We start from the raw sequence: 25,464 nt of genomic DNA, 5'->3' as shown, positions 1-25,464 counted from the left end.
GCCTAACCGATAAAGGAACACGGCGATCACTCCAAAGATATCGGGGTTACAGGCGGCGCATCAGCCGGGATGTGGAAGCTGCTGGGATGATCAGGACGGGCTGCGTGCCAGCGCGTATCCGGCGAGCCTGACGGTTCGGATAGCGGCGTCCCCAGAACATTGGCTAAGCTGCTTTCGCAGCTGGGAGATGTGGACATCGACCGTGCGCGCGCCGACGCCGCGGTTGCGCGCCCAGGCAGCGCCGATCAATTCGGCACGGCTGAGCACCCTCTCCGGGTTCTCCAGCATGTGGCGCAGCAACTTGAACTCGATCGGCCCGAGCGCGATCTCCTTGCCGGCGCAGGAAACGCGATGGGTATCGAGCCGCATTTCGACATCGGCGTAAGCAAGGGGTCGGCCATCCTGCGTCGCCGGCTCTGGCGTCAGGCCGATGGCGAGCCGGGAGCGCAGGTCCTGGAGCAGCTTGGCTGGCGCGAAAGGCCTGACAAAACACTCGTCAATCCCTGACTGCAAGAGCTGGATGAGCTGCGCTTCCGCGCCCGCATGGACCAGGGCCACACACGGGAGGGCGCCCACCGCGGTATCCTGCTTGAGCCGGCCACTTTGTGCCGCCAAATGGTTGTCCGCCCTGCAGTCCAGCAACACCGCCGCGATGGGTTTTGCGCAGACGAGCGCCAACACGTCGTCGATGGAGGCGGCAAGCATGGGAGTAAAACCGTCGACCTCAAGAATGTGGCTCAGCAGAAGATAGAAGTCGGCATCCTGCGAGCAGATGGCGATCAATGGCTTCATGAGGCCACCCAGTCTTTCGCCCGCGATACAGAGCAGTTTGGCAGATCGAATCCGGCGTGCCGGGGGGCAGGATGGCAGATTGGGTCGGCGATGGCAATAACTCCGGATCAAAGCTCATGCCCGTGTTCGCCGCTTCGACGTCAGAAGCTTGCGAACCGGCCTCAAACTCTCACTCAATCGTACCACATAGACTTGGCGAAGGGCATTTTCTCATGCTAGATTCTGGTGATCCGATGCACCCGCCATAGTCTTTTCGATATTACGAAGCCTGCTATAACCAGCGCGTCGCCGCGCGCCAGCATTCACCAAACCATGAACAGACCAGGATGAAAACCAGCATCGACCACTTGCCGGAGCACAAGCAGGAGGAGCTCGCCCGCGTGGTCGAGATCCTGCATGCCGAGTTCGAGGACGCGCTGGCGGAGAGCACCGCCGAATGGAAGAAGAGCGGCCGCATCCTGAAGATCATCCTGTTCGGCTCCTATGCCCGCGGCGACTGGGTCGATGAGCCGCTGACGATGAAGGGGTATCGCAGCGATTTCGATCTGTTGGTGATCGTCAACAACAACAAGCTGTCCGACTTCGCCTACTGGTACAAGGCCAAGGACCGGCTGGAGCGCGACCGCGCCATCAAGACGCCGACCAGCTTCATCGTCCACAGCCGCCGCTTCGTGAACACGGCGCTGCGACAGGGGCAGTATTTTTTCACGGACATCCGCCGGGAGGGCGTCGTCCTCTACGACCTCGATGAAGAGCCTCTGGCTGAACCAAAACCACTTACGCCGAGAGCGGCGTATGAGACAGCCAAAGAACATCTCGAAAGCCGACTTCCTGGAGCGAAAGGTTTCCTCGACACCTTCCTGTATGTTCTGAAGCAGGATCGACAGAAAGAAGCGGCGTTTCAACTTCACCAAGCTATCGAACACACTTACTCAACACTGTTGCTGGTGCTTACGAATTACAGTCCACCGTCGCACAAGCTTACGTTTCTGCGAGCCCTGGCGGAGGACCAGGATCGAAGACTGTCAGAGGCCTGGCCACGCGATCAGCAGCGCCATCGTGCTTGGTTCAACACGCTGAACGAAGCCTATGTGAAGGCCCGTTATTCAAAGCACTACGAGATTAGCGAAGAGGCACTTATCTGGTTAGGCGAACAAACTGCGGAACTCCAAAAATGCGCTGAACAGACCTGCTTAGAGCATCTGGTGCGGATGGGGGAGGCAGCAGGCGTCTAGGCGGCAAGTTTTTACCGAGGGGCGGCCGCCGACCCCCAAAATTGAAGTCCGCTAAGCGCCCTGATGTAGCTCGTTCGAGCCTGTGGCACGTTCGCAAACCCTGCACTCCGCCGGACTCACATATTTGCCTTTTCTGACCTCTCGTCGGGGCCACGCGTCGTGAATGAGGGCTGCCTCAACCTTCAACCAACCTTGCCAAGGTTGGGGTCGAGCGTTCGAATCGCTTCACCCGCGCGGTTTCTTCATCGATCGTCTAATCAGGGCCACCAGATGGTGGTTCTTTGCCTTCCGGTTGGCCGAGGCTCCTCTGGTCGCAATCGACGGGGCTAATGCATGGCAGCTGGCCTTTCGAGGTAATTGCCGCGTTTGACCCAGCATCAAGCGCACATCAACACTACAACGGCTGACAAGCACGTCCGAAAAAAGCGCCGGTGGGCTAGGCCCCAAGACATTCCCGCGCAGCGAAAGTTTTGCTCGATCCTCCGTCGAACACCCTTATGTTCCATGGTCGGAGACCGCCCATGGCATTTCGATTCGTACACACCGCCGATATTCATCTCGATTCGCCGCTGCGTTCGCTCGCGTTGCGAAACTCCGAGCTTGCCGAACTCGTCGGCGACGCCAGCCGCCAGGCATTCGTCTCGATCGTGGATCTCTGTCTTGCCGAGCATGTCGATGCGCTGGTTATCGCCGGCGATCTCTATGATGGCGACCAGACGTCGATGAAAACGGCGCGCTTCCTTGCGTCCCAGATGGCGCGCCTGCATCAGGCCGGCATCACAGTTTACAAGATCCGCGGCAATCATGATGCGCTGTCGCGAATATCAAAACAGCTGGTGTTTCCCGACACCGTGACGATCTTCGGCGGCCGGCCCCAATCCGTCCTGCAGAAAGCCGGCGGGCTCGAGGTGATGTTCCATGGCTTGAGCTTTGCCAACCCCAAGGCGCCGGAAAGCCTGCTGCCCAGATATCCGCCCGCCCGCGAGGGGGCCGTCAATGTCGGCATCATGCACACCAGCCTGGCCGGGTCGCCGGGTCACGACGTCTATGCCCCATGCAGTGTCGCCGATCTGCACGGCTACGGTTTCGACTACTGGGCGCTTGGCCACATTCATGTGCGCCAGGTCCATCCCGGAACAAGCACTGTGGTGATGCCGGGAATACCGCAGGGCAGGGACATCAACGAAGCCGGCGCAAAATCCATTACCCTGGTGACCATACGAGACGACCGTTCGATCGAGATCGAGGAAAGGCTGACCAGTGTGGCGCAATTCGAGCGCGCAAGCGTCGACCTGACCGGTACGGTCGAATGGCCTGACGTCGTCGGGCGTGTCCGTTCCGCCCTAGAAGCTGCCCGGGCCTTTGTTGGGTCGCGTCATGCCGTTATCCGCCTCAGCCTGACGGGCGCGTCACCTGTGTCCTGGGCGCTGATCCGCGACCGCGACCTGCTGCTCGCCGAGGCCGAGCAGGCAGCCGAACAGGTGGGCGACACATGGGTGGAAAAGTTGGAGCTTGATGTTGCTCCGACCGGGGCCGGAACGGCCGGGGAGGGCGCGGATCCGATCTTGGAGCTCGCTCAGTCGATGCGTGCTGATGCCGGCTCGCAGGCTTTCCGGTCCGAGGCGAGGGCGTTCGTGCAGAAAATGATAGCGGACCTTCCTGCCGAAGGGCGCGACTTCGCCGGAAAGGACGAGGCCGGGCTGGAGCTCTTCCTCGACAAGGTGCTGGCCGGCGGCGCCGACCTGGTCACGGCCCGTCTCAAGGCAGGCGGCGCGCAATGAGGCTGCGGCGTCTTGACCTCATCCGATATGGAAAGTTCACCGACAGCGTGATCGATTTCGGACCCAAGCCGGAATCGGGACCTGACCTGCATATCGTGTTCGGCCTCAACGAGGCCGGCAAGTCGACGGCGCTGTCGGGCTATCTGGACCTGCTGTTCGGCGTCGAGGAGCGCAGCCGCTACAATTTCCTGCACGAGTACAGCGCCATGCGCATCGGCGGGTTGCTCGAGCTGGCTGGCACGGAGCATGCCTTCACACGCACCAAACAGCGCAGCAACTCGCTCTTGGACGCCATGGGCCAACCGGTGAGCGAAATGGCCATATCGGCTCACCTGGCCGGCCTGTCGCGCGATGCTTATCAGACCATGTTTTCCCTGGACGACGAAACGCTGGAAGCCGGCGGAAAGTCGATCCTGGAGTCGCGCGGCGATCTCGGCAAGCTGCTGTTTACCGCCAGTGCCGGCCTTGGACATGCCAGCGACACGTTGAGCGCACTCGAAGCCGAAGCCGATGGGCTGTACCGGAAACAGGCGCATGGTACCGAGCTTGCGCTGCTCAAGAAGCGTCTTGCCGAGCTGAAATCGAGCAGGGATCAGATCGACACTTTGGCCTCGGCCTACGAGAGCCTGGAGACCGAACGTCGTGAGGCGGCGCAACAATATGATCGAACCATCGCCGAGCGATCGCTGCTGTCGGCCAGGGTTGGCACCATTGCCAAGTACCTGCGCGCCGGTCCGATCCTAGCCGACGTCCAACGCAAGGCCGCTCGGCTGGCCGAGCTGCCCGACATGGCTTCACCGGCGCGGACCTGGACCGGCAGTGCTGCCCGACTGATCGATGACGATGCCAGCCTGAGAACGCGGCTGTCGGCAAATCTCGATGAGGTCGAGCGACTGAAAACAAAGATTGCCGCGGTCGATGTCGACGAGGCGATCCTCGGCATCTCCGAGCGCATCCGCGGCCTGGCGGAAAGCAAGGTGCGCCACGTCTCGGCGGGCCTGGACCTTCCCAATCGCAGGATAGACCTGCAAATCCTCGACAATGCGGTTGCGGCCTCGCTTGCCGCGCTCGGACGGTCTTCAGAGACCGATCCCACCGCACTGCTGTTGCCGGCCGCTACTATAGGAGCTGTTCGCGCCATGGTCGAGCAACGGTCCGGGATCGCCACTGCTGCACGCGTTGCCCGTGATGAGGCCACAGCCGCCCTCGATGCGCTGCAGGCGGCGCAAGATCGCGTTGGCGAGGAGCGGGCAGTGCCCGAGCCGGCCAGGGCCAGGCTGAACGCGGCCCTGGCGAAGGCGAGGGCGAGCGGCCACCTCGGTGACATGAAGGCGGCACGCGAGGCGCAGGACGCTGGCGAGGTCAAATGGGAGAGCGCCCTCGGCGGTTTGCATGCGTGGTCTGGCGACGCGCAGGCGTTGGCCTGCATCGCCGTTCCGAGCGCCAGACAGGTTGGCGTCTGGAAAACGCTTGCCGCGCAGCTTGGTAAGAACAAAGCCGTCCTGTCCGAACGTCTCGCCGAACACCAGGCCAACCACGAAACGCTAGCGGCGCGTCTAAGCGCGCTTCGCGCCTCGGTCGATGTCGCCGACGATGAGGTGGCCGCCGCCAGCCGGCGTAGCCGCAACGAAGCGTGGACAAGGCATCGTGCGGCGCTGAGCGGCGAAACAGCCGACGCCTTCGCCGCGGCGTTGGAACGCGACGACGACGTCAATGCAGGCAGGCTGGCTGGCGCGGGCGCGCTCGCCGATATTCGAGCCATAACGCACGGCCTTGCGGAAGCCGCGGCCGATATCGCGCGTATCGGCGACAAGCTTGCGCGAGTCGACATGGAGGTCAACGCCGCATCGTCGCAGATGCGCGCGGCAGCCAGCGGCCTGCTTGGAGAACGTGTGGAGGCATCGCTCGAGGACCTGATCGAACTGATCGAGCGTCGCACTTCGGCTCGCGCTGATGCGCTCGCCGCCTGGCAGGAGATCGAACTGGCCGCCAAGAAGGTCGGCCGGGCGAGCGAAGACGAGGCACGGCTGAGGCTGGACCTCGCCACGGCGCTGGAGAGCGTCGGCATTGGTTCGGATCCTGGCGACAGTCTTGAGACGATCATGGGCGTTGCTGAGTTGTTTCTGGACCGGCAACGCAAGGTGGACGCCGGACATGCCGAGGCGCTCAAGACAGTCGCCGCCAGACAGGAAGAGCTGGCCACCCGGCGCCGGGCAGTTGGCGTGGCCGAGCGCCGTGAAGAAGAATGGCTGGCCGGCATTGTCGAGGCACTGAGAGGCACCTGGCTTGAGAACGGGCTGTCCGCAACGGGCGTCGGCACCGTTCTCGACCAGCTGACTGAGCTGGCCAGGAACCTTCAGGAACGCGACGCGATGCAACTGCGCATCGACAAGATGCAGGCCGACCGGGATAATTTCGTGGTCGAGGTCGCCGCGGCAGCAACTGAAGCCGGCGAGCCGGCAAATGACGAAGACACCGAGCAGCTGGCGATCCGGCTGGGCGAGCGCTTGGCGGATGCCGATCGCGCGCGCGAGGCGAAGGCAAATCTCGCTGCGGATCTGCAGCGCCTCCTCGACGGCCGTGAGCTCCTTGACGCCGAGATCTCGGTACACGAGCGCCGCAAGAACGAGGTGCTGAGCGCCTTTGGCGTTACGACGCTTGCCGAAGTGGTGGAACGCGACGAGCAGTTGCGTGAGCGCGACCGTCTACACGCGACAGTCAACGAACTGGAGGACCAGCTGGCGGCCGAACTCGGCGTTCAGACATTCGAGCAGGCGCGCTCGATCCTCGATGCGCTCGATTTCGGAGGCATAGCGATTGAGAAAGCGGAAGGGGAGCAACGGATTCAGCTCCTTGACGAAGCAATCCAGCAGCAGCTGATCCGGCAGACGCGTGCCGCCGACAAGCTCGATGCCATTGGCGGCGACAGCGCCGTCGCCCGAATAGACGCCGAACGACGCACGATCGTGCTGGAAATAGAGGACAGGGCGGTCCGCTACATCGAATTGAAGCTGGGCGTGATGTCCGCCGGAAATGCCTTGCGCGCCTACCGCGAGCGCCATCGCTCCGGGATGATGGCGCGGGCTTCCGATGCATTCGCGCTGATGACGCGCGGGCGCTACTCGGGGCTGACGACCCAACCGGTGAAAGGTGGCGAAGTCCTAATCGCCTTGCAAAGCGACGGGCAGTCGAAAGTGACCGAGGCGCTTTCGAAGGGCGCCCGTTTTCAGCTCTACCTGGCGCTCAGGCTTGCCGGCTATTACGAATTCGCGCAGTTTCGCCCCTCGGTCCCCTTCATCGCCGACGACATCATGGAGACGTTCGACCACGTCCGCTCAGAGGAGGTTTTCAGGTTGTTTGGTCAAATGGCGGATGCCGGCCAGGTGATCTACCTCACACACCACCAGCATCTGTGCGAGATAGCCAAGACGGTGGTGCCGGGCGTGATGATCCACGAACTCGGATAGCATCGACCTGTGCCAAAGGCGGACTTGTGCCTGCGATGTTGTGGCTTGCACCACGGCTCGGCCGAGATTTGCTTAGCTAAGGGCAACACAGAGACCAATAAGCTCGGCGGTGTTGCATCGGTTCGGCATGAGTGAGACATGGAACTTCGGCCCATCGGCGAGCTTCCAGATAGTCTGCTATGGGCGATGGCTCTCATTGAGCTTGAGGTCAGGGCCGAGGCACGCAAGATTGGGTTGAAGCGGACAGGTGTTTCATTGCCCTCCTTCACCAGCAATACGGGGAGAACGAGATGCGGAATCTTATGCTGGTCTTCGCGGCACTTGCCTTGGCCGCATGCCAATCACCTCAAGAAGTTCGGCAATCCGTCGCTGTTGAACCAGCATCGAGTCCGGCTGTTCTGCCTGCGGCAACGATGGTTCAATCGCCGACAATCACTCCTCCTGGAAAGGACGTGCCGGCAAAGTATGCCGCCTTTTCGGGCAGTTGGGTTGGCAGGTTGGAGAGCACATCTGAAGGAAGGCTCGATGTTCAGTCCGTTTCCTCAAACGGGAAGGTGACCGTCAACTACGCATGGGGCGTCCTGGACGATAACAATCCAGGTGAGGCTGCCGGCACAGGAAAGATCGTAGGGAATGCGTTGAGGCTTGGCCGTCTTCCGAATGGCGCGGACGTCAGTTTTCAGATGCTGCCCGATGGAACCCTGGCCGAAACATTCGCGCTTGCCGGTATGACCTATACCGGCGTGTTGACCAAGCAATGATTAGTCATTCTCGTCCTATCCGGCGTGAAGCGCACGGTGACGGCCGATGACGCTTGGTGGCGGCCACCCGGAGCCAGCAAGGCCCATAAGGCTTGCCTTCCGAGGGAGCCTTCACCGGACGGCCATTGGCGGCACACGAGACCCATGTGGGAGGTTGGGGCTGCTCTTCAGCTTCAACCTCTAGTCCAATCGCTTGGTTTGCCGGGCAGCATCGAATAGCGCGGCTCCATCCATTTCGATTCTATCGACAAGGACCCGCGCTTGCTCGGTGTCGATGCCGGTTTCCCGGGACAGGAGCATGACCCGAAAACGCTTTTCTTCGGATGGAATAGGAAGGCCGGGCCGACCGCCTTCGGAGGACTCGACAGCCCTCCGCCTCGCTGGCTGTCCAGCTTTGAGCTTCGGAATGTCGTTCTCTGCCGGGGAGGTGGCCTGCTGGACGATCATCGCGTTATCGCAGACCAAGAAAGCTCAGGATTGCGATGACCACGACTACCGCTCCGATGATCCAAATCAATCTGTTCATGTCGTTTCCTTGCGTAAATAATTAACTACATCACCCTCGTTATCAAAGAGATCGTGCCCACACTTGACGCTGAATGCGGTGATAGAGACGGGGGCGAGCAACCGCCGCCTCAGTCAATACTGCTGTTCAGTTGGAATCTCCCGCCTTCGTAGCGACAACATTCCGAAGCGAGGCTGGTTCCAGGCGCTTTCGAGAGTGGGACCTCTTCGTCTGTCGTTTCAGACTTAAGTCCGATCACAAGGGACCTCAGCGGGAATGTGATGTCCTCAGGCCTGATCCTAAATCCTCAGCCGTGCTTGTCGGCCCTTTGCAGTTCTTTGCGGCGCCTTGTTCGCAACCCGGTTCAGCCCCTGGCCTTGCGGCCGTCGAGCATACGATGGCGCAGCGGGAGGGCCTCCTGCACGACCAGGTTCAATACCTTGGCGTCGTTAAGAACCTGGCGCCTCATTATGCATCGGCGCGTCTTGTCGCCATGCCGATCATTGCCGGCGTGGGGATCGCAATCAAGGCGCTGGAAGCTCTCGCCGCCGGGCGTCCGATCGTCGCGTCGCCACTTGGCTTTCGTGGGCTTCCTCCGGATTTCCAGCACCTGCGCCGAAGCCGACATCCGATGCTTTTGAATTCGCCGCGGCAATCGATCGGCTGCTCAGCGATGAGCAAGCGCGTGACGAGGCGCTTCAGTCCATGCGGAAAGCTAACCAGGCTCTTGGGATGAGAGAGCGCTTCGAATCTCAGATGGCGCAAGCTGTCGAGCGCCTCGCGAATTGTGCGATCGGCTAAGGCCTTTTCCACGCCTCGCAATCGCATCGCCAGGCAAAGCCCAGTCTTGTCGCTGGTCGCCAATAGGGCAGTCACAAGTCAGCGCGCGCAGACCAGTTGTCTTTATAGGAAGGCTCTGCAACAATTGCATCTGCGCCAGTTTCCGCGATCACCGTGTGAAGCTGTAGAAGGCCAGGGACGACACGACGAGTGTCTGAGCGTAGCCGCTCGGGATCGTGGCTCACTCCAGGTGGGTTCCCCAACGTCCGGCCCGCAGCGCACCGCTGCCCCTGCCGGACCGATCCGCGGGAGGCCTTTGGCATGCCAAAAATCCACTCTGATTTCGCCGCCAGCTACAGCGAATTGACGCTCTGGGAATTGGCGGATCCAGCAGCGACGGTAGAGGCTGCGGTCGAACTCTACGGCCCGGACGCGGCGACCGCCGCGGCATGGTGCGCGCTGACTGCGAACTTCGACGGGCGCGAGGAGGACTATCGCTTCTGGTGCACGGTCTTCTCAAAACTGGGCAACAGACTCCAGTCTTGAACTCTGTTTAAGAACGAATGTCCCCGTTCCGATACAGTCGATGTGCAACGTCCCCGAGCCGCCTCACTGGAGGCGAGACAGGTGGCGGACAGGCCTGAATACTTAATGCACGAACAACATGTTTCCGGCGCTTAACGCCATTTCATCTAACTTTAGTACAGCGCCGGGAGTGACTGCGCTATCCTTCACCGACGCCGAGCCCGGAGGAAGAATGTCTTTCATCCGATTTCGGCCGGAGCAGATCCAAAGCCGGCATGCGAGGAAATTCATTTCACAGGAATGTCGGCCACGATGATCGCTTCTGGTGCCAATCTGTTCAGGTCGACGGGAAGAATGACGGGACAAGAGCACAGTGGGAACACGGCCACCCAGCGCGACCCGTTCAGGGGCGTTGAGCGGGTTTCGCCAACCGCTTCGGACGTCGGCCGCGCCAAAATCGGGAATCCTGCCATCGGGATGGCACGTTGCATCGAACGCCACCGGCGCCTCGTGGCCGCCGTTGAGAGGTTCTCCCGGAAACGGTGCGCCAGCCGTTTTAGCCTGCTGTCGGCTGCCGCCTGGCTGGCTCTGGTCGTAAGCCGGCCTCTTGAACGATCTGCGTGGCGCCGACTGGTCCAGCGCAAGCCTGTTGAAAGCTGCGAGGCCGAGCAGAAAATTCTTTATCTGATTGCTGCAATCCTGGCGCGGAAGACGCATTTGCGACCTGCGGAGGTCGACGAAGTCAAAGCCAGTGTCATGGAATTCCAGTCGGGCATTGCTGATTTACTGCGGAGAAAAGACCCGTGACTCTCTGATGTGAGCCAGAGGCCGTACTCATCGCGTCAGTGGCCGTTCGACTGTGCCCGGTGGGTGGGCGTCACATCTAAAGCGGCGACTTTGGCTGTTGCGAACTTGCGAGGGCTCGGCGCTACCGAACCGAGCTGGAAGCGCGCCTTCTGGCGTCCACAAAAGGCGGCGTGATCTCATATTTGCGCTCGGCGATTAGATTGGAATCTGCAACTGGCCTTCGCGCCAAACTCCTGTCGATGGCCTTGGCGCGCCACTCGTCCATGTCGAGGACGTATGTAGACCACATTCCATAGCGCGCCGACATGGCGTAGCGTTGCCATTTCAAATAGTGCGAGTGGACCGGGGAGCCGGTCTCCACCCGCGCCCAGCCGACGCGCAGCATCTCCACGGCAAGGTCGTGCCCGTCGGCGACACACCTGCCTTTGAGGGCACCGTCGCGATCAGGGAACTCGCCTAGGAGACAGACAACTTGTCTGTCGCCGACCATCCGCTTCAGCCAGGCTTTTGCCAAGGCCCCGCACGGAACCGGCTTCAGAACAGCACTTTCGCCGCGCCGCTTGGCATCGAAGGCCCATTGCGGCAATTCGCAACTGTCGATGCCGGCAAGGCGAACTTTTTGAGCCGATCGAGGAAACCACAAGGTGCGGCCGTCGATCACGCTGGCCCGTCCCGCAATCGCCTTTGAAGATCGCCCAGTGGTCAGGGAAGCAGGCTCACCACTTTGCCCGCTCCCAGCCGCTCTGGCGATATCGGCGCCGGGCGAAGGAGAGGGGAGGCAAGAGCAAGCCAGCGCGGTCAGCGCCCAAAGCAAATGCCTCGCGGTCATGGCCGCGACGCTTTTGCGCCGGCAGCCTGACCAAGCAGGATCGCCGGATGCTGGACGTCCTTGAACTGCCACAGCCCGGCGTGTCTGGCGCGCGCCGCCTGCTCGGCGACGGCGTAGCCGGCGTGGTAGGGCAATCCGTCGGCACGCAGGGCCGCGAAGGCAAAGCCGCTTGTGATCATGAGATTGCCGAGATCAAGCCGATCGCCCTCGATCATGACGAAACAGGCAACATGCACGGTGTCGCCGACCCTCAGCACAGGGGCGCATTCAGGCCTGGTGTCGGCGATCAGGGCGCCGAACACCGCGAGCGAAGCCTCGCCACAATCGGCACGGCGGCCGGCGGCATCGGTGTAGAAAGTTCCGCGAAGGCACGCCTGGGTGCCGTATAGACGATACTTGGTGCCGGCTTCGACCCAACTATCGCCAGTCTCGAGCGTCACGCCCGGTCGCAGGTCGAAATATCCGGGCTGCGCGGCGCCTGCCGGGCCTGCGGCGAGCGCGCCGGCCAGGAGAATACGAACGGTCCTCATTGCGCTTGCGCCTTGATCCTGGGATCGGCCCACATGCCATAACCGCGGCGACCGATCTTTTCTGCTTCTGCGAGATCCTTGCGCACCGCAGTGCCGTCAGGGTTCCTTGCCACCCAGTGGCTACCAACCGAAACCAGCTGCTCCTCGAACATGTCCACCGTGTCGAGGCTGCCGGGGTAATTGTAGTAGCCGTAGCAGGTCGCATCCTGAAGCGGCGCATTCGCCTCGCTGACGAAGGCACGGCAGAAGATCACCTTTGGCGATTGCAACAGCGTCTCCAGTCCCTTCCTGGCATAGTCGGCGCAGGTGCCGGAGAAATCCTCGCGGCGGTTGACCAGATCGCCCTCGCAGGGCTCGATTCCATAGAGGCGGAGTACCGTTTTTGAATCGACGCGGAAGTCGATCGGCGAGACGGCCTTGAAGCCGGTCGTCGAAGCGAAGCCCTTGCGCTCGGCGATGCTCCCCTGGCCATCGTAATATTCGACGACCAGGACCGTCTTTCCCGGCGCGGCGAGTGACCTGATGTAGGCCTGATCGACGGGTTCGGCCGCGATGGCCGGACCCAATGACGCCAGGCAAAGGACGAAGCTGCCGCCGACGCTGGCTCTCATGTTTGACACTCCCAAATAGCATGCCGTTTCGATCCAGCTTGCCAATTCCGGATCCTTTGCGCAACAAAAAACAATATCGATTTGACATTCTTTTTTCTGTCAGCTACCGATTCATCGAAACTTCAACCCAGCGGCGTGGAAACTTGCGATGGTTTCTCCATTGTTCATATCGGCAAACCGGCGGCTGCTCCTGCTGCTGAGTTCGGCCCTCGTGAGTTGGCCCTCGGCATATTCTGTAAGCAGCGCGGCGGAAACCCGTGACCTGCGCCAGCCGCCGCGCAATTCAACGGTTTCCGCGGTCAGCGCGGGAGAGCCCGGCATAATCGACAGCGTTTTCCATAGCCGCTGGGCGGAGGGGGCGGGAGAGTATGTGCTCGATGCCCAAGGCAGAATTCGTCAAACCCAAGCTCCCACGCGCGATGACGTGGATGTGAAGCCGGCGGGGCAGACGGCGAGCGCATCGCGCTCCATCGAACATAGTCAAATTGACTTTGCATCGGCTAACAACGGACTTCCCGGCGACGCTGAATGCGGGCCATCACCCCTCAATTCGGAAGAGATCGCACGGCTCGTGGCAGAGGCTGCATCCAGGTATGGCGTCGATCGCGATTTCGCACTTGCAGTCGCCATGTCTGAAAGCCGCCTCGACGACAGCCGCAACTCTCCGAAAGGGGCGCGTGGCCCGATGCAATTGATGCCGTCGACGGCAGCCCATCTCGGCGTCAGCGACATATGTGATCCGGCCGAAAACATCGACGGCGGCGTGCGGCTGCTGCGGGATCTGTTTGCCACCTATCGCAACCCGCTGATCGTTGCCGCCGCCTACAACGCCGGCGAGGCGAGGATCCTTCAATATGACGGCGTGCCACCCTTCCCGGAGACGGTCCGGTTCGTCGCCGACGTTATCAATCGGCAGCTGAAGCTGCCAGCGCTCGGGCGGCAGGCCGGCAGCGGCATAGCGGCTAATCCTGCTGACACCGGCAAGGCGCCTCCTCTCATCGGAGCGAACTCTACAGGCAAGCCGCGGCAGTGGGTCGGGGGCGTCCTGCAATTTTGACGGAGGAAGACATGAAGCGAGCCCTCTCGAACGCTCGACGGACACGGGCATTTCGAATTGCAGGCACCGCCCTGGTCCTTGGCGTATCGCTGTGCGCCATTGCCCAGCCGGCGTTGGCGCAGACCTCCGGCGCATTTGCACCGCTCGAAACCGCGGTGCAAATGATTGTCGATTTCATAACCGGCCCTTTCGGACGGCTGCTCGCCATCATCGCCGTCATCGGGCTTGGCTTTCTGGCCTTCGCCGGACGCCTCTCCTGGTTCACCGCGGGCGCCGTGGTGATCGGCATCGGGCTGGTGTTCGGGGCGCCGGCGATCGTCGATCAGATGATATCGGCTGTCGGCAAGTAAGCCATGAGCGGTCATTCTGACGACAGGCCGCAACTGACACCTCTGGTGATCGGGCTCACCCGGCCGCCGATGATGTGGGGAGTCCCGCTCAGCGCCTTCTACCTCATCCTCGGCATCACGCTCATCGCGTTCCTGGTGACCAGCAGTTTCTGGGCAGCCGCAATCGCGCCTGTCACCTATCTCGCCCTGTTTGCGCTCTGCAGCCGTGACCTGCGCATCCTCGATCTGGCCCAGACCGCGGGGCGCCGCACACCGCGCACGCCAAACAGGATCTTTTGGCAAACCAATTCCTACGGGCCCTGATCATGCTCAACATTGTCGCCGAAGAACTGGGCTTCGGACGCCAACGGCGCCGCGACAGACCAATGGCCATGCACGTGCCCTACATGCGCCACCTCGCCAACACGGTGATCGGTCTGGAAAGCGGGGCGCTGCTCAGCGTCATCAAGCTCGATGGCTTGTTCTTCCAGACCGAGGACCAGGCCGAGCTCAACATGCGGGCCAGCGTGCAGAACACCATGATCCGGGCCCTAGGCTCGAGCAGGTTTTCGCTGTGGTCGACCGTCATTCGCAGGCAAGTCATTCCAGAGATCGGCGGTTCTTTCTCGGATCCGTTCTGCGCTCTCCTCAACACACGCTACATGGCCGAACTCAAGCAGCGCCGCATGTTCACAAACGAGCTGTACCTCACCATCGTTCGCTCCCGCATGCGTGGCGCGCTGGGCGTAGCCGATAGCCTTTCTGCCGTGTTCAGCCGGACGCGTGACAGGGACAGCCAGAAACAGCAGGTGCTCGAGCGCATCAACGAGTTGGAGGAAATTGTCTCCACTGTCGCACGCGACCTGCAGAAATATGGAGCCCGGCCGCTTGGCATCGTCTACCGCGACGGCCAGCCCTATTCGGAGCCGTGCGGGTTCTTCAACACGCTTCTGACCTGCGGGACGTCTGCCCCCATGCGGCTGCCGCGCATGGCGATCCGCAACTATATCGGCACCTCGCGGCTGCACTTTTCCAAAAGGACGCTGCAGGCGCAGGGTCCGACGACGGCTGACCACCGCTTCGGCGCCATGCTCTCGATAAAGGAATACCCGCCTTTTTCAGGACCGGGCATGCTGGATGGGCTGCTGCAGCTCAATCACGAATTCATCCTGACGCAATCTTTCACCATCGCCGACAAGCCGATCGCGCAAGAACGGATCGCAAGATTGCAGCGGCAGATCCAGGCGTCCGACGAAGCCGGCAGCACGGTCGAGACCGACATCGATTTTGCCTTCAACAGCCTCGTCAACCAGGAGGCCGTGTTCGGCTATCATCATTTCAGCCTCCTGTGTCTGGCGCACGACCTTGCCGGCGTCGACAAATCCGTCTCGGAACTCGGCGCCTGCCTCACCGACATGAACATCAACTGGCTGCGCGAAGACCTCAATATGGAGGCCTCATTCTGGGCGCAGCTGCCAGGCAACCACAGCTACATCGCCCGTTCTTCCATGCTGTCGAGCGCGAATTTCGCCGGCTTTTCGTCGATGCACAATTTCGCCACCGGCACGGCCACGGGAAATCACTGGGGCTTGCCGATCGCGCTGTTTGAGACGACGTCGCAGACACCCTACTGGTTCAACTTCCACCAGCGCGACATCGGCCACTTCCTGGTCACCGGGCCGACCGGATCCGGCAAGACCGTGGTGCTTAGCTTCCTGCTCGCGCAGGCGCTTCGCATCTCGCCAGAGCCGCGTGCGGTCTTCTTCGACAAGGATCGCGGCGCCGAGATCTTCATTCGCGCCGTCGGTGGAACCTATGAAGTGCTGGAGCCCGGCGTCGCCACCGGCTTCAATCCGCTGCAGATGGACAATACGCCGGCCAACCGCGAATTCCTGCTGCGGCTGGTCAAGGCGATGCTGCAACCCGCCGACGGCCGCGGCTTCTCGCAGGAGGAAGAGCATACGCTCGAAGGCGCGATCGCGCGCATTTGCCAGGTGCCGGCGCAGCAGCGCACCTTCGGCAACCTCTCGGCTCTGCTGATGGGGCGATCGCGCTCCGACGCCAACGACCTCCAATCACGCCTCAGGCCATGGTTCGAGGGGGAGAGGGCTTGGTTGTTCAATGCGCCGCGCGATGTCCTGTCCTTCTCCGGCAGCCGCATCTTCGGTTTCGATATGACGCATGTGTTGGACAATGCCGAGGTGCGCACGCCTGCACTGATGTATCTTTACCACCGCCTCGATGAGCTGCTCACCGGCAATCCCGTCCTGATCTTCATGGACGAGGGCTGGAAGCTTCTGCAGGACAAGACCTTCTCCGGCTATATTGTCGACAAGATGAAGACGATCCGCAAGCTGAACGGGATCGTCGGGTTCGGCACGCAGTCGGCGGCCGACATCGCCAAGGCACCACAATCGCACACCCTCATCGAGCAGTCCTCCACTAACCTGCACTTTCCAAATCCGCGCGCCGATGAGGAGAGCTATGTCGGCCGCTTCGGGCTGACGGCCAAGGAGTTTGCCTTTGTCAGGAACACGCCACCGGAGCGGCGGACGTTCCTGATCAAGCACGGCAACGATTCCGTCATTGCCCGCCTTGATCTCTCGACCATGCCTGACATCCTCAAAGTGCTGTCGGGCCGCAAGGAAACGGTCGAGGCATGCGCAGCCCTGCGGGCGCGACTGGGTGATGATCCGGCACTCTGGCTGGCGGAATTCTGCGGTTGGAGGCAATCGACATGATCCGGCGTCTCCCCCTGCTTTTGCTGCTTCTTGCCTCGCCCTCGGCAGCCGATGTGGCGACCATCGACGGCTCGGTGCTGGAAAGGCGAAAGGACCGCAACGGCAATGTCACGGCACTCGAGAAGGCCGATCGCGATCGCTACAGCGTCGATCAAAGCGTCACATGCGCGATGTATCGGCCGGGCCGCAAGGACGATCCGCTTGCCGCCGCCAACGCCAACCCAACCATCGCCGGCCTCGTCCGGCGGGTGGCCCGCGAGGAGGGCGTCGACGAGAACCAGTTTCTGGCCCTGGTCTACCAGGAGAGCAGGTTTAACCCCTGTGCAAGATCGAGCGCTGGCGCCATCGGGCTGGCGCAGCTGATGCCGGGAACGGCGGCGGAGCTTGGCGTTGACGCAAACAGCATCGAGCAGAATCTGCGTGGCGGGGCGCGTTACTTCAAGCAGCAGCTCGAGCGCTTCAACGGAAACGCCTCGCTTGCACTGGCCGCATACAATGCAGGTGCCGGCAGCGTCGAAAAATACGGCGGCATCCCGCCCTTCAGAGAAACGCAGGGCTATGTCGCGGCGATAACGCAAAAGTGGCTGCCGGCCTTTGGCGGCTCGGACAAGTCGGGCATTCCATTGAACTATGGCGGAACGGGTGCCGCCTTCCAGGGCATGCGTACCGCAACGCTGGACGCCATGGGGCTGACCAGCGCGGTCGGCGACGGCTCAAGCGATGTGGCGTCCTGGTTTGAGCAATTCGGCTCGGCTGCCACCGGCACGGTTCAAGACAGCTGGGACAAGAATTCCGGCGCCCGCAACGCCAATGTCGAAATGCTCAACCGGCTGATCCAACTGGGCGCCAGTTTCGCAGACCTGGTCAACTCGAGCAACGCGGTGACGCTGAGCGATCTTTCAGGCGCCAGCCGTTCGGGTAGCCGTCCGAAGCCCGACCACCAGCCGCCGACAGGCGGGTTTTGCGATGCGCGCGCCGGTCTGGTCTGGAGCCGGCAGGCGCAAGCCTGCGTCCACAAGCTCGAGCAAGAGGTCGAGCTGTTCTTCAACCCGCAACAAGGAGGTCTCCAATGAAACGTGCTCTTGTGCTGGTCGCCGCGACTGTGATGGTCACCTCGGCCAAAGCCGACATTCCGGTGATCGACAGGACGAACTATGCCGTCGCCAAGGACACCGCGGACAAAACCGCGAGAATCCTGGACACCAACAGGGATATTCTGACCACCGTCGAAAAGACCCTGCAGGCGGTTACCGGCAATCGCGGCAGCGACGCCGGCTCGCTCAAGGACTTGGCGATCGGCAATGGTTTCAGCGTCTCCTCGGTGCCTTCCTTCGACAGCGTGCTTCAAAATGGCGTGCCGGATTTTGGCTCCATGAGTCCGGAGATCGCCAAGGCAGCGACGACCTTCATCAACGGCATGCAACTGGTGAAATCGCTGTCTGGCAAACAGCACAGTCCTCTGGCGAGCGACAAATCCTACGAGGAGATGGTCAAGACGGTGCTCGGCGTGTCGGCTCTGATCACTGGCTCGCGACAGGCTGTCGCAACGCGGCGTACCGCGCTCGAGCGGGCCGGGCAGGGGATCGGCCAGGCTCAGGACATCAAGGGCTCGATTGACCAGAACACACAATTGCAGGTGCAGACCGGACTGACCCTGAACGAGATGATCGGCGTCATGAACGGTGCCGTCCAGGCGCTGCAGGCGGAGAACCAGCGCAGGTTGACTGATATTTCAAACACCAAGAAGGCGCTGACCTACGAATGACACGAGGCCGGCACGAACCGATCGCGCTTAGCGTCGTGGCGCTGCTGCTTGCCGGGTGCGCCACGCCCAAGGAAAAATCCGCGCCCTGCAAACGGCCGGCCGCCGTGATGAGCTACGCGGCACAAGCCACCCACCTTGAGTGCGGGCCGATGCGGCCGGTCAACCCCGACACAGCGGCGGCATGGGCAATGATCGGCGGCGATTTTCCCTCTCGAACGGAATAGGGCTGACGTGGATAATTTCATAGGCGAACTGCTGCAGCGCATCGATGCTTCGGGCGAGAATTTCTCCGAGCGTGCGTTCGAGGTTCTGAGCAGGGACATCGAGCCACTGCTTCGGCTGCTGTTCATGCTGGTCGTGCTCTTCTACGGAGTGCAATTGGTGCTGGGAACGTCGAGGCTCAGCGCTGCCGAGATCGTGGGCCGCGTCGCCCGCGTCATGCTGATCCTCGTTCTGGTCAGCACCTGGTCGCGTTTCCAGGCTCTCGTCTACGCCTGGATCACAAAAGTCCCGGAGGCGGCGGGGCGGGCCATACTGGCCGCATCGGGCACAGGGGTGACGGAACCCAGCAACGGCCTCTCGGAGATCTGGCAGACCGCCAATCTGGCAGCGTCCACATTTGCCGAGCAGGCCGGCTATTTCTCCGTTCTGCCGGCCTTGATCGGCATGATCATCATGGCCTTTGCCGGGCTGTTCGTCTCCGTGGCGCTGGGCATCCTGGTCCTGGCCAAGGTGATCCTATGGGTTCTGCTTGGCACCGCGCCGATCTTCATCGCCTGCATGTTCTTTGATGTGACGCGCAACTACGCGATGGGATGGCTGAACCAGTCGCTGCTCTACGCACTGATCCCGTTGTTCGTCTACGTGATCGCCGCCTTCCTGATCGCGGCGATGGCGCCGGAACTGACCAAGATCAACCAGATCTCGGGCAATCGCGAGCTGAAGCTCAGCGACCTTGCAGCCTTCGTGATGTTGTGCCTGGCCGGCAGTTTCGTTCTCTTGCAGATCCAGTCGCTGGCGCAAGGCATTGTCGGCGGGCTCGCGATGCCGGTTGGTCAGCGTTCGCGAGCCCTCACCGGCCGCGGCGTCCTGTCGGGGCGCGCCGCTGTTGCCGGCTCGGCCACACAGATGCAGGCCGCTGTCAATCGTGTGCAGGCTCGATTGCGCAGCCCTCAAACGCCCTCGCGCGAGGCCATGCAGCGCGCCATCACCGCCAATGCGCAGACGCGGTAACACCAAAACGCAACAGAATTGTCCTCCAACGCTCCGCGACGTCCAATGGCAGAACCCCTCGACGAAAAGCTGCGATCCTACTTTCAGGACGGTGACGTCTGGGAGCACGAGATCTTCAAGCGCGCCATGCGCTCCAGCCGCATCGCCTGGTTTTTCACGCTGCTATTTGCCTCGATCGCGGCCCTTGCGCTGTTGGCGCTGGTGCTGATGGTGCCGCTGAAGAGCTTCGAGCCCTATGTGGTCGAGGTCGACAGGAACACCGGCTATGTCGAGGTCAAGTCGGGATTGACGAGGACTTCTGATCTCACCGATCAGGAGGCTGTCACCCAGGCCAATGTCGTTCGCTACATCCGCAACCGCGAGGGATATGATCCTTTTGCCATCGACGAATATTTCGGGATCGCAGCGCTTTTGTCGACCGACGAGGCGGCGCGCGACCTGCAGATGCAGTTCAGCGCCGCCAACGCGCAAAATCCGGCGAAGATCTATGGCCGGCTGAAGCGGGTGCTTGTCGATATCAAGTCCGTCACCTTCCCAAACGCCAGTACGGCGATCGTGCGCTTCTCGACCACAGAAAAGAGCGAGACGGAAGCCATCGACAGGCATTGGATCTCGGTGGTGAGATTCCGCTACACCGAGAGCCCGCTCAAGAACGAATGGCGCTTCGAAAATCCGCTCGGCTTCCAGGTCTACAGCTACCGCCGGGACCAGGAAACGGTGACACCGGGCGGTTCCGAATGATGGCACGCGGTCTGGTCGTGGTCGCTTATCTGATCGTCTTCGAGTTCACCGCTGTGGCCTTCGGCGCGCAGACGCCGAAGGCCGGTCGCCTGGACGCGCGCATCACCAGCGTCACCTATCAGGAGAACAACGTCGTCCAAGTGCATGCAAGCTATGGCATATCGACGATGATCGTCTTCGACGAAGAGGAGAAATTTCAGACCATATCGCTCGGCGACAGCGAAAGTTGGCAGGTCGTTCCGGCTGAGCAGGGCAACATCCTTTTCGTCAAGCCCATCGCCAGGAACGTGACGACGAACATGAACGTCGTGACCAGCAGGCGCATTTACTTTCTGGAGCTGAACGATAGTGCTCCCGCAGGAGGCCGGCAGGTGTTCGGCATTCGTTTCGCTTATCCGGAGAAGGACCGCGACGCCGCGCTGAGGAGTGAAGCTGAGCAGCGCGCGGCCTGGCCCAACATCGCCGCGATCGACAAGGCCAATGTCAACATCGACTATTCATTTTCCGGCGATGCGGGTCTGAAGCCGGCGTTGGTGTTCGATGACGGCACAAAGACTTTCTTCCGTTTGGGCCGGCGTGCCGCGGCGATCTTCGCCGTCAATTCCGATTTCTCGGAGACGCTGAGGAACTTCCGCAAGGAAGGCGAGTACATCGTCGTCGACGGTGTCGCCGCCCAATACACGTTGCGCGACGGCAATCAGTGGCTGTGCATCTTCAATCTTCGAAAGCCCGATTTCGGCGCGCCCGATGCCGACGCGCTGGCGCCAGTGCGGGACGACATGGCAACGGTCCGCAGGAGGAGCGGAAATTGATCCAGCGAAGTCCCGAACTGGAGGCTTTGGCCGGCAATGACGACCCCGCTGTTGCGGACGGGTCCGTACGTCGCAAGCAGCTTGCCGGTGGTGCCGTCCTGATCCTGCTGGGCGTTGTGGCGAGCTATTTTACCTTGGCTGGGCGTCAACCGTTGCAAGGCCACGTGCCAGCCGGTGACGAGGAGTTCTCGACCACCAGTTTTCGGCCGCCTTCGTTCATGCGTGAGCGAGAACAGCCGGCGAAGCCCACCGCGCCCGAAGTGATCGAATTGCCGCCACCGCCACCACCGCCGCCAGTGCCGAGTCCCAATGTCACGCCTTTCGATGTGCCACCGCCCCCAGCGCCTGTATCCGCTCCCGACGCCCCGGCAGCCCGAGGCGATGAGTTTCCCAAACGCTTTCGTTCCAAGATGATCGTCTTCGACGAAAAGGGGGCGACCAGCGACGAGCAAGGCGCCTCGGCCGGCGATGCGCAAGCGCGCGCCGTTGCCGGCGAAGACCGTAACAGCAAGTTTCTCGCTGCAGCGGCTAACGTCGGCGATCGCTCGGCACGGGCCAGGAAGATCGCCCGGGTCGATGCACTGATTGCGGAAGGCACGCTCCTTCCCGGCATTCTTGAGACCGCGGTTGTCAGCGACCTTCCCGGTCAGATCCGCGCCATCGTCGCCGAGGACGTCTATTCATTCGACGGCCGTCGTGTACTGATCCCGACAGGCACGCGGCTGATCGGTGAATACCAGTCCGAAATCACCCGCGGACAGAAGCGCATCTTCGTGATCTGGACGCGATTGCTTCGCGATGACGGTGTGAGCGTCCGCTTGAACTCGATCGGCGCCGACAGTCTTGGCCGCTCCGGGCTTACCGGCCGGGTCGACACCAAGTTTCGGGAGCGCTTCGGCGCGGCCATCCTGCTTTCGATCGTCGGCGGCGGCGCCAGTTACCTGACCGGCTACGGCAGCCAGACCGCGACAGGCAGCGACGAGGCAAGGCGCGCTGAGGATATCGCACGCTCGACGATTGCTCAGACGTTCTCGGACATGGCCAACCAGGCGCTTGGCGAGAGCCTGAAAATCCCGCCGACGATCAGCGTGCCGCAAGGCGAGCGGATCTTCGTCTTCGTGCGCCAGGACCTCGACTTTTCCGCCGTCTACGACGATCCGGTTTCAGAGGCATTGGAGGAAATTCGTCATGAGCACGGCTTCGATCGAGCCTGGCAACAATGACCGGCACTATTTCCTTCACCGGTCTCTCGAACCGCTCAAGCCGCTGCTGACAGATCCACAGATTGTCGAGATCTCGATCAACAAACCGGGCCATGTCTATGTCGAGCGCCTTGGTGCCGGTCACATGGAATACCATCACATTCCAAAGCTGACAGCCTCCGAAATCGTCCATATGGGCGAACGGGTCGCGGCTGCCACCAATCAGTTCATTGGTCCCGCAAACCCGATCCTCAGCGCAGCCCTTCCAACTGGGGAGCGCATACAATTCGTGCTGCCGCCGGCAGCGCCCGAGGGGGGCGCGGTTTCGATCCGCAAGCAAGTCGTTGGCGAGTTCACGCTCGAGGATTATCGCGACGCTGGCGCCTTCAATAAGGTATCCGTTGCCACCAGCGGCATGAACGATGCCGATCGCGGCTTGACGGAGCTTTTGCGGAGGGACGACGCCTATGGCTTTGTCCGTAGCGCCATTTTCAGCCGCGTCTCCATCCTAATCAGTGGTGGCACCTCAAGTGGCAAGACCACATTCATGAACGCCTGCCTCAAGGCCGTCCACGAGGGCGAACGCCTGATCACGTTGGAAGATACGCGCGAGCTGTTTCCTCCCCACCGCAACACCGTGCACCTGCTTTCATCCAAAGGCGACCAAGGCACGGCGAGTGTGACGATCCAGAACCTGCTGGAGGCCTCGTTGCGCATGCGCCCGGACCGGCTGTTCGTGGGCGAAGTGAGGGGAGGTGAGGCGTTCTCGTTCCTGCGTGCGATCAACACGGGCCATCCAGGCTCGATGTCGACAGTCCACGCCGACACGCCTCGCGGCGCCTATGAGCAGCTCGCCATGATGGTGACGCAATCGGGTCTGTCGGCAGCTTACTCGAAAGCCGACCTTATCTCCTACATTCGCAGCGTCATTCCGATCGTTGTCCAGCTGAGGCGCGAGGGCGGACGTCGTGGCGTGTCGGAGATCTATTTCTCAAGAATGGATCGATCATGACCGGCACGTTCCGCATCACCTATCTCGTTTTCTGCCTCGCGATTGGTTTTGTCGTCTGGCTGCTCGCCTACGGGGTGGTGCTACAGTTGTTGTATGGCGACGGCCGCATCTTGCAGGTCACCGCGACAACCAATCCGTTCGCAGCGCTCCAGCAGCTTGCCCGTTACCCTCACAACGCCGTGTTGCAGCGGACCAGTCTGGGGGCAGCCGCCGTGTCGGTCCTCATCGCCGGTGCGATCGCCTCTCTCGGTTTGAAGCGTGCTTCCGAACCGCTTGGCAATGCTCGTTTCCAAAATACGACCTCGCTGCGGCATGGCAGATGGTTCCGGCGCCACGGACACATTCTGGGGCGTTACGGGCGCCATGTCCTTCGCGTCCAAGACGAGCGCCATCACCTGGTCATCGGTCCGACGCGCTCGGGCAAGGGGACCTCCTACGTCATCCCGAACGCACTCACTCATCAAGGGTCGATGATCGTTACCGACCTGAAAGGCGAAATCTTTCGCTCAACGGCCGGGTATCGCAAGGCAACCGGAAACCAGGTCTTCCTGTTCGCGCCGGGCAGCGAAAGAACACATCGTTACAATCCGCTCGACTTCATCAGGCCCGACCGGGGCGATCGCACAACGGACATTCTGAACATAGCAAGCATTCTCGTCCCCGAGAGTGCCGATTCCGAGAACGCGATCTGGCAGGCCACCGCGCAGCTGGTCCTGGCTGGGGCTATCAGCTACGTGAACGAGAGCGACTCCTATCGCGGCCGCCGCAATCTTGGCGAGGTGATTTCATTCTTCAACAGCGGCGTCGATCTGCAGGCCCTGATGAGCCTCATCAAAGAAAAGGAGCCGAACCTGTCGCGCTTTACGCTCGAAAGCTTCAACGCCTATATCGCGCTGTCGGAGCGCGCCGCTGCGTCCGCGCTGCTCGACGTGCAGAAGGCCCTGCGTCCCTTTCGCAACGAGCGCGTGGTCGCAGCCACCGAGGTCACCGACATGGATCTTCGTGCGCTGAAGCATCGACCGATCTCGATATACCTGGCGCCCAACATCACCGACGTGGCGATGCTGAAACCGCTGCTATCGCTTTTTGTCCAACAGTCGCTGGACACGCTGCTGCTCACCCAGGACCAGAATTCGCTGCCCATCTACTTCCTGCTGGACGAGTTTCGGCAGCTGAGAAAAGTCTCCGAGATCACCAGCAAACTGCCCTATGTGGCCGGCTACAACATAAAAATGGCCTTCATCATCCAAGACCTCAAAAACTTGGATGAGATCTACGGCGAAACCGCCCGCCATTCGCTTATGGGCAATTGCGGATATCAGCTAGTGCTTGGCGCAAACGACCAGGTCACGGCCGAGAGCGTTTCAAGGGGACTGGGCAAGAAGACAGTGCGTTACAGGACGGAGTCGAGAACGATCGAACTGATGGGGCTGCATCGCCGCACCAAAGTCGAACAGGTGCGCGAACGCGATCTGATGATGCCTCAGGAGGTCAGGCAAATGCCCGCCGACAAGATGGTCATCCTCGTAGAAGGGCAGGCGCCTGTTTTGGCAGACAAGTTGCGCTTTTTTGCGACTTCTCCATTCAAGGCAATGGAGCGGTTCTCGCGATCCACTACCCCCGATGTACCAGCGACGGAGCTGCTGCCGCGGGCTGCGATACCCGCGCTCACAGACGCCTATTCCCAGTCGGGCGCGTCCGAAGATCGCCGCATTGCAGCATTCGGCACAGCTCATCCGCCTACGCCTCCCTCCGGAGCTGCGATAGAGGCGCGCTTTGTTGCTGCAGCTCGAAAACTGAAACAACTGACCACCACGGCATCCGAGAGATCCAGCGGCAAGGCAAAGCGGAATTGGTCCGCGCTTTTTGATGAGATCGTGCCTGACGATCCGACCGGGCAGGAAGACGATGCATGCAGTCAGGGCCCGTCAACTTTCGGCACGAGCTAA

The 25,464-nt window shown here is 61.5% G+C and carries 25 protein-coding genes; 20 read left to right on the top strand and 5 right to left on the bottom strand.

Annotation, left to right across the window (positions count from 1 at the left end):
* Window positions 1-90 precede the first annotated feature (90 nt).
* Window positions 91-783: a response regulator transcription factor gene (locus tag FJ543_RS23415; RefSeq protein ID WP_181172989.1), complete on the bottom strand. Its 693-nt coding sequence runs from the start codon at window positions 781-783 to the stop codon at window positions 91-93.
* A gap of 335 nt (window positions 784-1,118) precedes the next feature.
* Here FJ543_RS23415 and FJ543_RS23410 point away from each other — a divergent pair, with 335 nt between their 5' ends.
* From FJ543_RS23410 to FJ543_RS23395, 4 genes are all read left to right on the top strand, one after another.
* On the top strand, window positions 1,119-2,027 hold the full coding sequence (locus FJ543_RS23410; RefSeq protein WP_140877529.1) for a nucleotidyltransferase and HEPN domain-containing protein: 909 nt from the start codon (window positions 1,119-1,121) through the stop codon (window positions 2,025-2,027).
* A 521-nt stretch (window positions 2,028-2,548) separates the two neighbouring features.
* A complete protein-coding gene (locus tag FJ543_RS23405) occupies window positions 2,549-3,808 on the top strand; it encodes a DNA repair exonuclease (RefSeq protein ID WP_140877527.1) in 1,260 nt (419 codons plus the stop codon).
* Entirely contained in the window at window positions 3,805-7,275 is a 3,471-nt protein-coding gene (locus tag FJ543_RS23400; protein WP_140877525.1) for an AAA family ATPase, read from the top strand. The genes FJ543_RS23405 and FJ543_RS23400 overlap by 4 nt, the downstream gene beginning before the upstream one ends.
* A 290-nt stretch (window positions 7,276-7,565) precedes the next feature.
* Window positions 7,566-8,036, top strand: a complete 471-nt coding sequence (locus FJ543_RS23395) for a hypothetical protein (protein WP_140877523.1) — start codon at window positions 7,566-7,568, stop codon at window positions 8,034-8,036.
* Window positions 8,037-8,216: 180 nt separating this feature from the next.
* On the opposite strand, the gene FJ543_RS23390 is transcribed toward FJ543_RS23395, so the two are convergent.
* Window positions 8,217-8,483, bottom strand: coding sequence for a hypothetical protein (locus FJ543_RS23390; protein WP_140877521.1), 267 nt, complete (start codon window positions 8,481-8,483; stop codon window positions 8,217-8,219).
* A 455-nt stretch (window positions 8,484-8,938) separates the two neighbouring features.
* Here FJ543_RS23390 and FJ543_RS23385 point away from each other — a divergent pair, with 455 nt between their 5' ends.
* The 3 genes from FJ543_RS23385 (at window position 8,939) to FJ543_RS23375 (ending at window position 10,653) form a co-directional block, all read left to right on the top strand.
* Window positions 8,939-9,277 carry a glycosyltransferase family 4 protein gene (locus FJ543_RS23385; protein ID WP_140877519.1) on the top strand — a complete coding sequence of 113 codons (339 nt, stop codon included), beginning with the start codon at window positions 8,939-8,941 and terminating at the stop codon, window positions 9,275-9,277.
* 365 nt (window positions 9,278-9,642) lie between these two features.
* Entirely contained in the window at window positions 9,643-9,867 is a 225-nt protein-coding gene (locus FJ543_RS23380; RefSeq protein WP_224682167.1) for a hypothetical protein, read from the top strand.
* Window positions 9,868-10,146: 279 nt separating this feature from the next.
* The gene (locus tag FJ543_RS23375; RefSeq protein WP_140877518.1) at window positions 10,147-10,653 is read left to right on the top strand and encodes a hypothetical protein; all 507 of its coding nucleotides are present in this window, start codon (window positions 10,147-10,149) and stop codon (window positions 10,651-10,653) included.
* Window positions 10,654-10,774: 121 nt separating this feature from the next.
* On the opposite strand, the gene FJ543_RS23370 is transcribed toward FJ543_RS23375, so the two are convergent.
* The 3 genes from FJ543_RS23370 to FJ543_RS23360 form a co-directional block, all read right to left on the bottom strand.
* Window positions 10,775-11,314 (bottom strand): thermonuclease family protein, encoded by a 540-nt coding sequence (locus FJ543_RS23370; RefSeq protein WP_246678859.1) that lies wholly within the window; start codon window positions 11,312-11,314, stop codon window positions 10,775-10,777.
* A gap of 164 nt (window positions 11,315-11,478) precedes the next feature.
* Window positions 11,479-12,012 carry a thermonuclease family protein gene (locus tag FJ543_RS23365; protein WP_140877514.1) on the bottom strand — a complete coding sequence of 178 codons (534 nt, stop codon included), beginning with the start codon at window positions 12,010-12,012 and terminating at the stop codon, window positions 11,479-11,481.
* Window positions 12,009-12,623: a hypothetical protein gene (locus FJ543_RS23360; RefSeq protein WP_140877512.1), complete on the bottom strand. Its 615-nt coding sequence runs from the start codon at window positions 12,621-12,623 to the stop codon at window positions 12,009-12,011. Before FJ543_RS23360 ends, FJ543_RS23365 begins: the two co-directional genes overlap by 4 nt.
* Window positions 12,624-12,771: 148 nt before the next feature.
* On the opposite strand from FJ543_RS23360, the gene FJ543_RS23355 reads away from it, so the two are divergent.
* The 13 genes from FJ543_RS23355 to FJ543_RS23295 are packed head-to-tail and all read left to right on the top strand — an operon-like array spanning window position 12,772 to window position 25,464.
* The gene (locus FJ543_RS23355) at window positions 12,772-13,680 is read left to right on the top strand and encodes a lytic transglycosylase domain-containing protein (RefSeq protein WP_140877510.1); all 909 of its coding nucleotides are present in this window, start codon (window positions 12,772-12,774) and stop codon (window positions 13,678-13,680) included.
* Between the two features lie 11 nt (window positions 13,681-13,691).
* Window positions 13,692-14,030: a TrbC/VirB2 family protein gene (locus tag FJ543_RS23350; RefSeq protein ID WP_140877508.1), complete on the top strand. Its 339-nt coding sequence runs from the start codon at window positions 13,692-13,694 to the stop codon at window positions 14,028-14,030.
* A 3-nt stretch (window positions 14,031-14,033) separates the two neighbouring features.
* Complete coding sequence (locus tag FJ543_RS23345; RefSeq protein ID WP_140877506.1) at window positions 14,034-14,333, top strand: VirB3 family type IV secretion system protein; 300 nt, start codon at window positions 14,034-14,036, stop codon at window positions 14,331-14,333.
* A 2-nt stretch (window positions 14,334-14,335) separates the two neighbouring features.
* Window positions 14,336-16,750: a VirB4 family type IV secretion system protein gene (locus FJ543_RS23340; RefSeq protein ID WP_140877504.1), complete on the top strand. Its 2,415-nt coding sequence runs from the start codon at window positions 14,336-14,338 to the stop codon at window positions 16,748-16,750.
* Entirely contained in the window at window positions 16,747-17,823 is a 1,077-nt protein-coding gene (locus FJ543_RS23335) for a lytic transglycosylase domain-containing protein (RefSeq protein ID WP_140877502.1), read from the top strand. Before FJ543_RS23340 ends, FJ543_RS23335 begins: the two co-directional genes overlap by 4 nt.
* Entirely contained in the window at window positions 17,820-18,515 is a 696-nt protein-coding gene (locus FJ543_RS23330; RefSeq protein ID WP_140877500.1) for a type IV secretion system protein, read from the top strand. Before FJ543_RS23335 ends, FJ543_RS23330 begins: the two co-directional genes overlap by 4 nt.
* Window positions 18,512-18,739, top strand: coding sequence for a hypothetical protein (locus FJ543_RS23325; protein WP_140877498.1), 228 nt, complete (start codon window positions 18,512-18,514; stop codon window positions 18,737-18,739). Before FJ543_RS23330 ends, FJ543_RS23325 begins: the two co-directional genes overlap by 4 nt.
* Window positions 18,740-18,746: 7 nt before the next feature.
* On the top strand, window positions 18,747-19,748 hold the full coding sequence (locus FJ543_RS23320; protein ID WP_140877496.1) for a type IV secretion system protein: 1,002 nt from the start codon (window positions 18,747-18,749) through the stop codon (window positions 19,746-19,748).
* Window positions 19,749-19,793: 45 nt separating this feature from the next.
* A complete protein-coding gene (locus FJ543_RS23315; protein WP_140877494.1) occupies window positions 19,794-20,489 on the top strand; it encodes a type IV secretion system protein in 696 nt (231 codons plus the stop codon).
* Window positions 20,489-21,301 (top strand): TrbG/VirB9 family P-type conjugative transfer protein, encoded by an 813-nt coding sequence (locus FJ543_RS23310; RefSeq protein ID WP_140877734.1) that lies wholly within the window; start codon window positions 20,489-20,491, stop codon window positions 21,299-21,301. Before FJ543_RS23315 ends, FJ543_RS23310 begins: the two co-directional genes overlap by 1 nt.
* A complete protein-coding gene (gene virB10 / locus FJ543_RS23305) occupies window positions 21,301-22,524 on the top strand; it encodes a type IV secretion system protein VirB10 (RefSeq protein ID WP_140877732.1) in 1,224 nt (407 codons plus the stop codon). Before FJ543_RS23310 ends, virB10 begins: the two co-directional genes overlap by 1 nt.
* The gene (gene virB11 / locus FJ543_RS23300; protein ID WP_140877492.1) at window positions 22,490-23,515 is read left to right on the top strand and encodes a P-type DNA transfer ATPase VirB11; all 1,026 of its coding nucleotides are present in this window, start codon (window positions 22,490-22,492) and stop codon (window positions 23,513-23,515) included. Before virB10 ends, virB11 begins: the two co-directional genes overlap by 35 nt.
* Window positions 23,512-25,464 (top strand): type IV secretory system conjugative DNA transfer family protein, encoded by a 1,953-nt coding sequence (locus FJ543_RS23295; RefSeq protein WP_140877490.1) that lies wholly within the window; start codon window positions 23,512-23,514, stop codon window positions 25,462-25,464. The genes virB11 and FJ543_RS23295 overlap by 4 nt, the downstream gene beginning before the upstream one ends.

The sequence above is a fragment of the Mesorhizobium sp. B2-5-7 genome (genome assembly GCF_006440875.1).
Lineage (GTDB): Bacteria > Pseudomonadota > Alphaproteobacteria > Rhizobiales > Rhizobiaceae > Mesorhizobium > Mesorhizobium australicum.
The sequence above is the reverse complement of the archived record's forward strand: the minus strand, read 5'-3'. Positions and strand labels throughout refer to the sequence as shown.

What these genes read in the sequence shown, in the direction of transcription:
- FJ543_RS23330 (WP_140877500.1), top strand. Translation starts at nt 17,820, where the DNA reads ATGAAACGTGCTCTTGTGCTGGTCGCCGCGACTGTGATGGTCACCTCG.
- FJ543_RS23365 (WP_140877514.1), bottom strand. Translation starts at nt 12,012, where the DNA reads ATGAGGACCGTTCGTATTCTCCTGGCCGGCGCGCTCGCCGCAGGCCCG.
- FJ543_RS23390 (WP_140877521.1), bottom strand. Translation starts at nt 8,483, where the DNA reads ATGATCGTCCAGCAGGCCACCTCCCCGGCAGAGAACGACATTCCGAAG.
- FJ543_RS23405 (WP_140877527.1), top strand. Translation starts at nt 2,549, where the DNA reads ATGGCATTTCGATTCGTACACACCGCCGATATTCATCTCGATTCGCCG.
- FJ543_RS23310 (WP_140877734.1), top strand. Translation starts at nt 20,489, where the DNA reads ATGGCACGCGGTCTGGTCGTGGTCGCTTATCTGATCGTCTTCGAGTTC.
- FJ543_RS23295 (WP_140877490.1), top strand. Translation starts at nt 23,512, where the DNA reads ATGACCGGCACGTTCCGCATCACCTATCTCGTTTTCTGCCTCGCGATT.
- FJ543_RS23355 (WP_140877510.1), top strand. Translation starts at nt 12,772, where the DNA reads ATGGTTTCTCCATTGTTCATATCGGCAAACCGGCGGCTGCTCCTGCTG.
- virB11 (WP_140877492.1), top strand. Translation starts at nt 22,490, where the DNA reads ATGAGCACGGCTTCGATCGAGCCTGGCAACAATGACCGGCACTATTTC.
- FJ543_RS23335 (WP_140877502.1), top strand. Translation starts at nt 16,747, where the DNA reads ATGATCCGGCGTCTCCCCCTGCTTTTGCTGCTTCTTGCCTCGCCCTCG.
- FJ543_RS23315 (WP_140877494.1), top strand. Translation starts at nt 19,794, where the DNA reads ATGGCAGAACCCCTCGACGAAAAGCTGCGATCCTACTTTCAGGACGGT.
- FJ543_RS23375 (WP_140877518.1), top strand. Translation starts at nt 10,147, where the DNA reads ATGTCGGCCACGATGATCGCTTCTGGTGCCAATCTGTTCAGGTCGACG.
- FJ543_RS23380 (WP_224682167.1), top strand. Translation starts at nt 9,643, where the DNA reads ATGCCAAAAATCCACTCTGATTTCGCCGCCAGCTACAGCGAATTGACG.
- FJ543_RS23340 (WP_140877504.1), top strand. Translation starts at nt 14,336, where the DNA reads ATGCTCAACATTGTCGCCGAAGAACTGGGCTTCGGACGCCAACGGCGC.
- FJ543_RS23395 (WP_140877523.1), top strand. Translation starts at nt 7,566, where the DNA reads ATGCGGAATCTTATGCTGGTCTTCGCGGCACTTGCCTTGGCCGCATGC.
- FJ543_RS23400 (WP_140877525.1), top strand. Translation starts at nt 3,805, where the DNA reads ATGAGGCTGCGGCGTCTTGACCTCATCCGATATGGAAAGTTCACCGAC.
- FJ543_RS23345 (WP_140877506.1), top strand. Translation starts at nt 14,034, where the DNA reads ATGAGCGGTCATTCTGACGACAGGCCGCAACTGACACCTCTGGTGATC.
- FJ543_RS23385 (WP_140877519.1), top strand. Translation starts at nt 8,939, where the DNA reads ATGGCGCAGCGGGAGGGCCTCCTGCACGACCAGGTTCAATACCTTGGC.
- FJ543_RS23325 (WP_140877498.1), top strand. Translation starts at nt 18,512, where the DNA reads ATGACACGAGGCCGGCACGAACCGATCGCGCTTAGCGTCGTGGCGCTG.
- FJ543_RS23360 (WP_140877512.1), bottom strand. Translation starts at nt 12,623, where the DNA reads ATGAGAGCCAGCGTCGGCGGCAGCTTCGTCCTTTGCCTGGCGTCATTG.
- FJ543_RS23410 (WP_140877529.1), top strand. Translation starts at nt 1,119, where the DNA reads ATGAAAACCAGCATCGACCACTTGCCGGAGCACAAGCAGGAGGAGCTC.
- FJ543_RS23350 (WP_140877508.1), top strand. Translation starts at nt 13,692, where the DNA reads ATGAAGCGAGCCCTCTCGAACGCTCGACGGACACGGGCATTTCGAATT.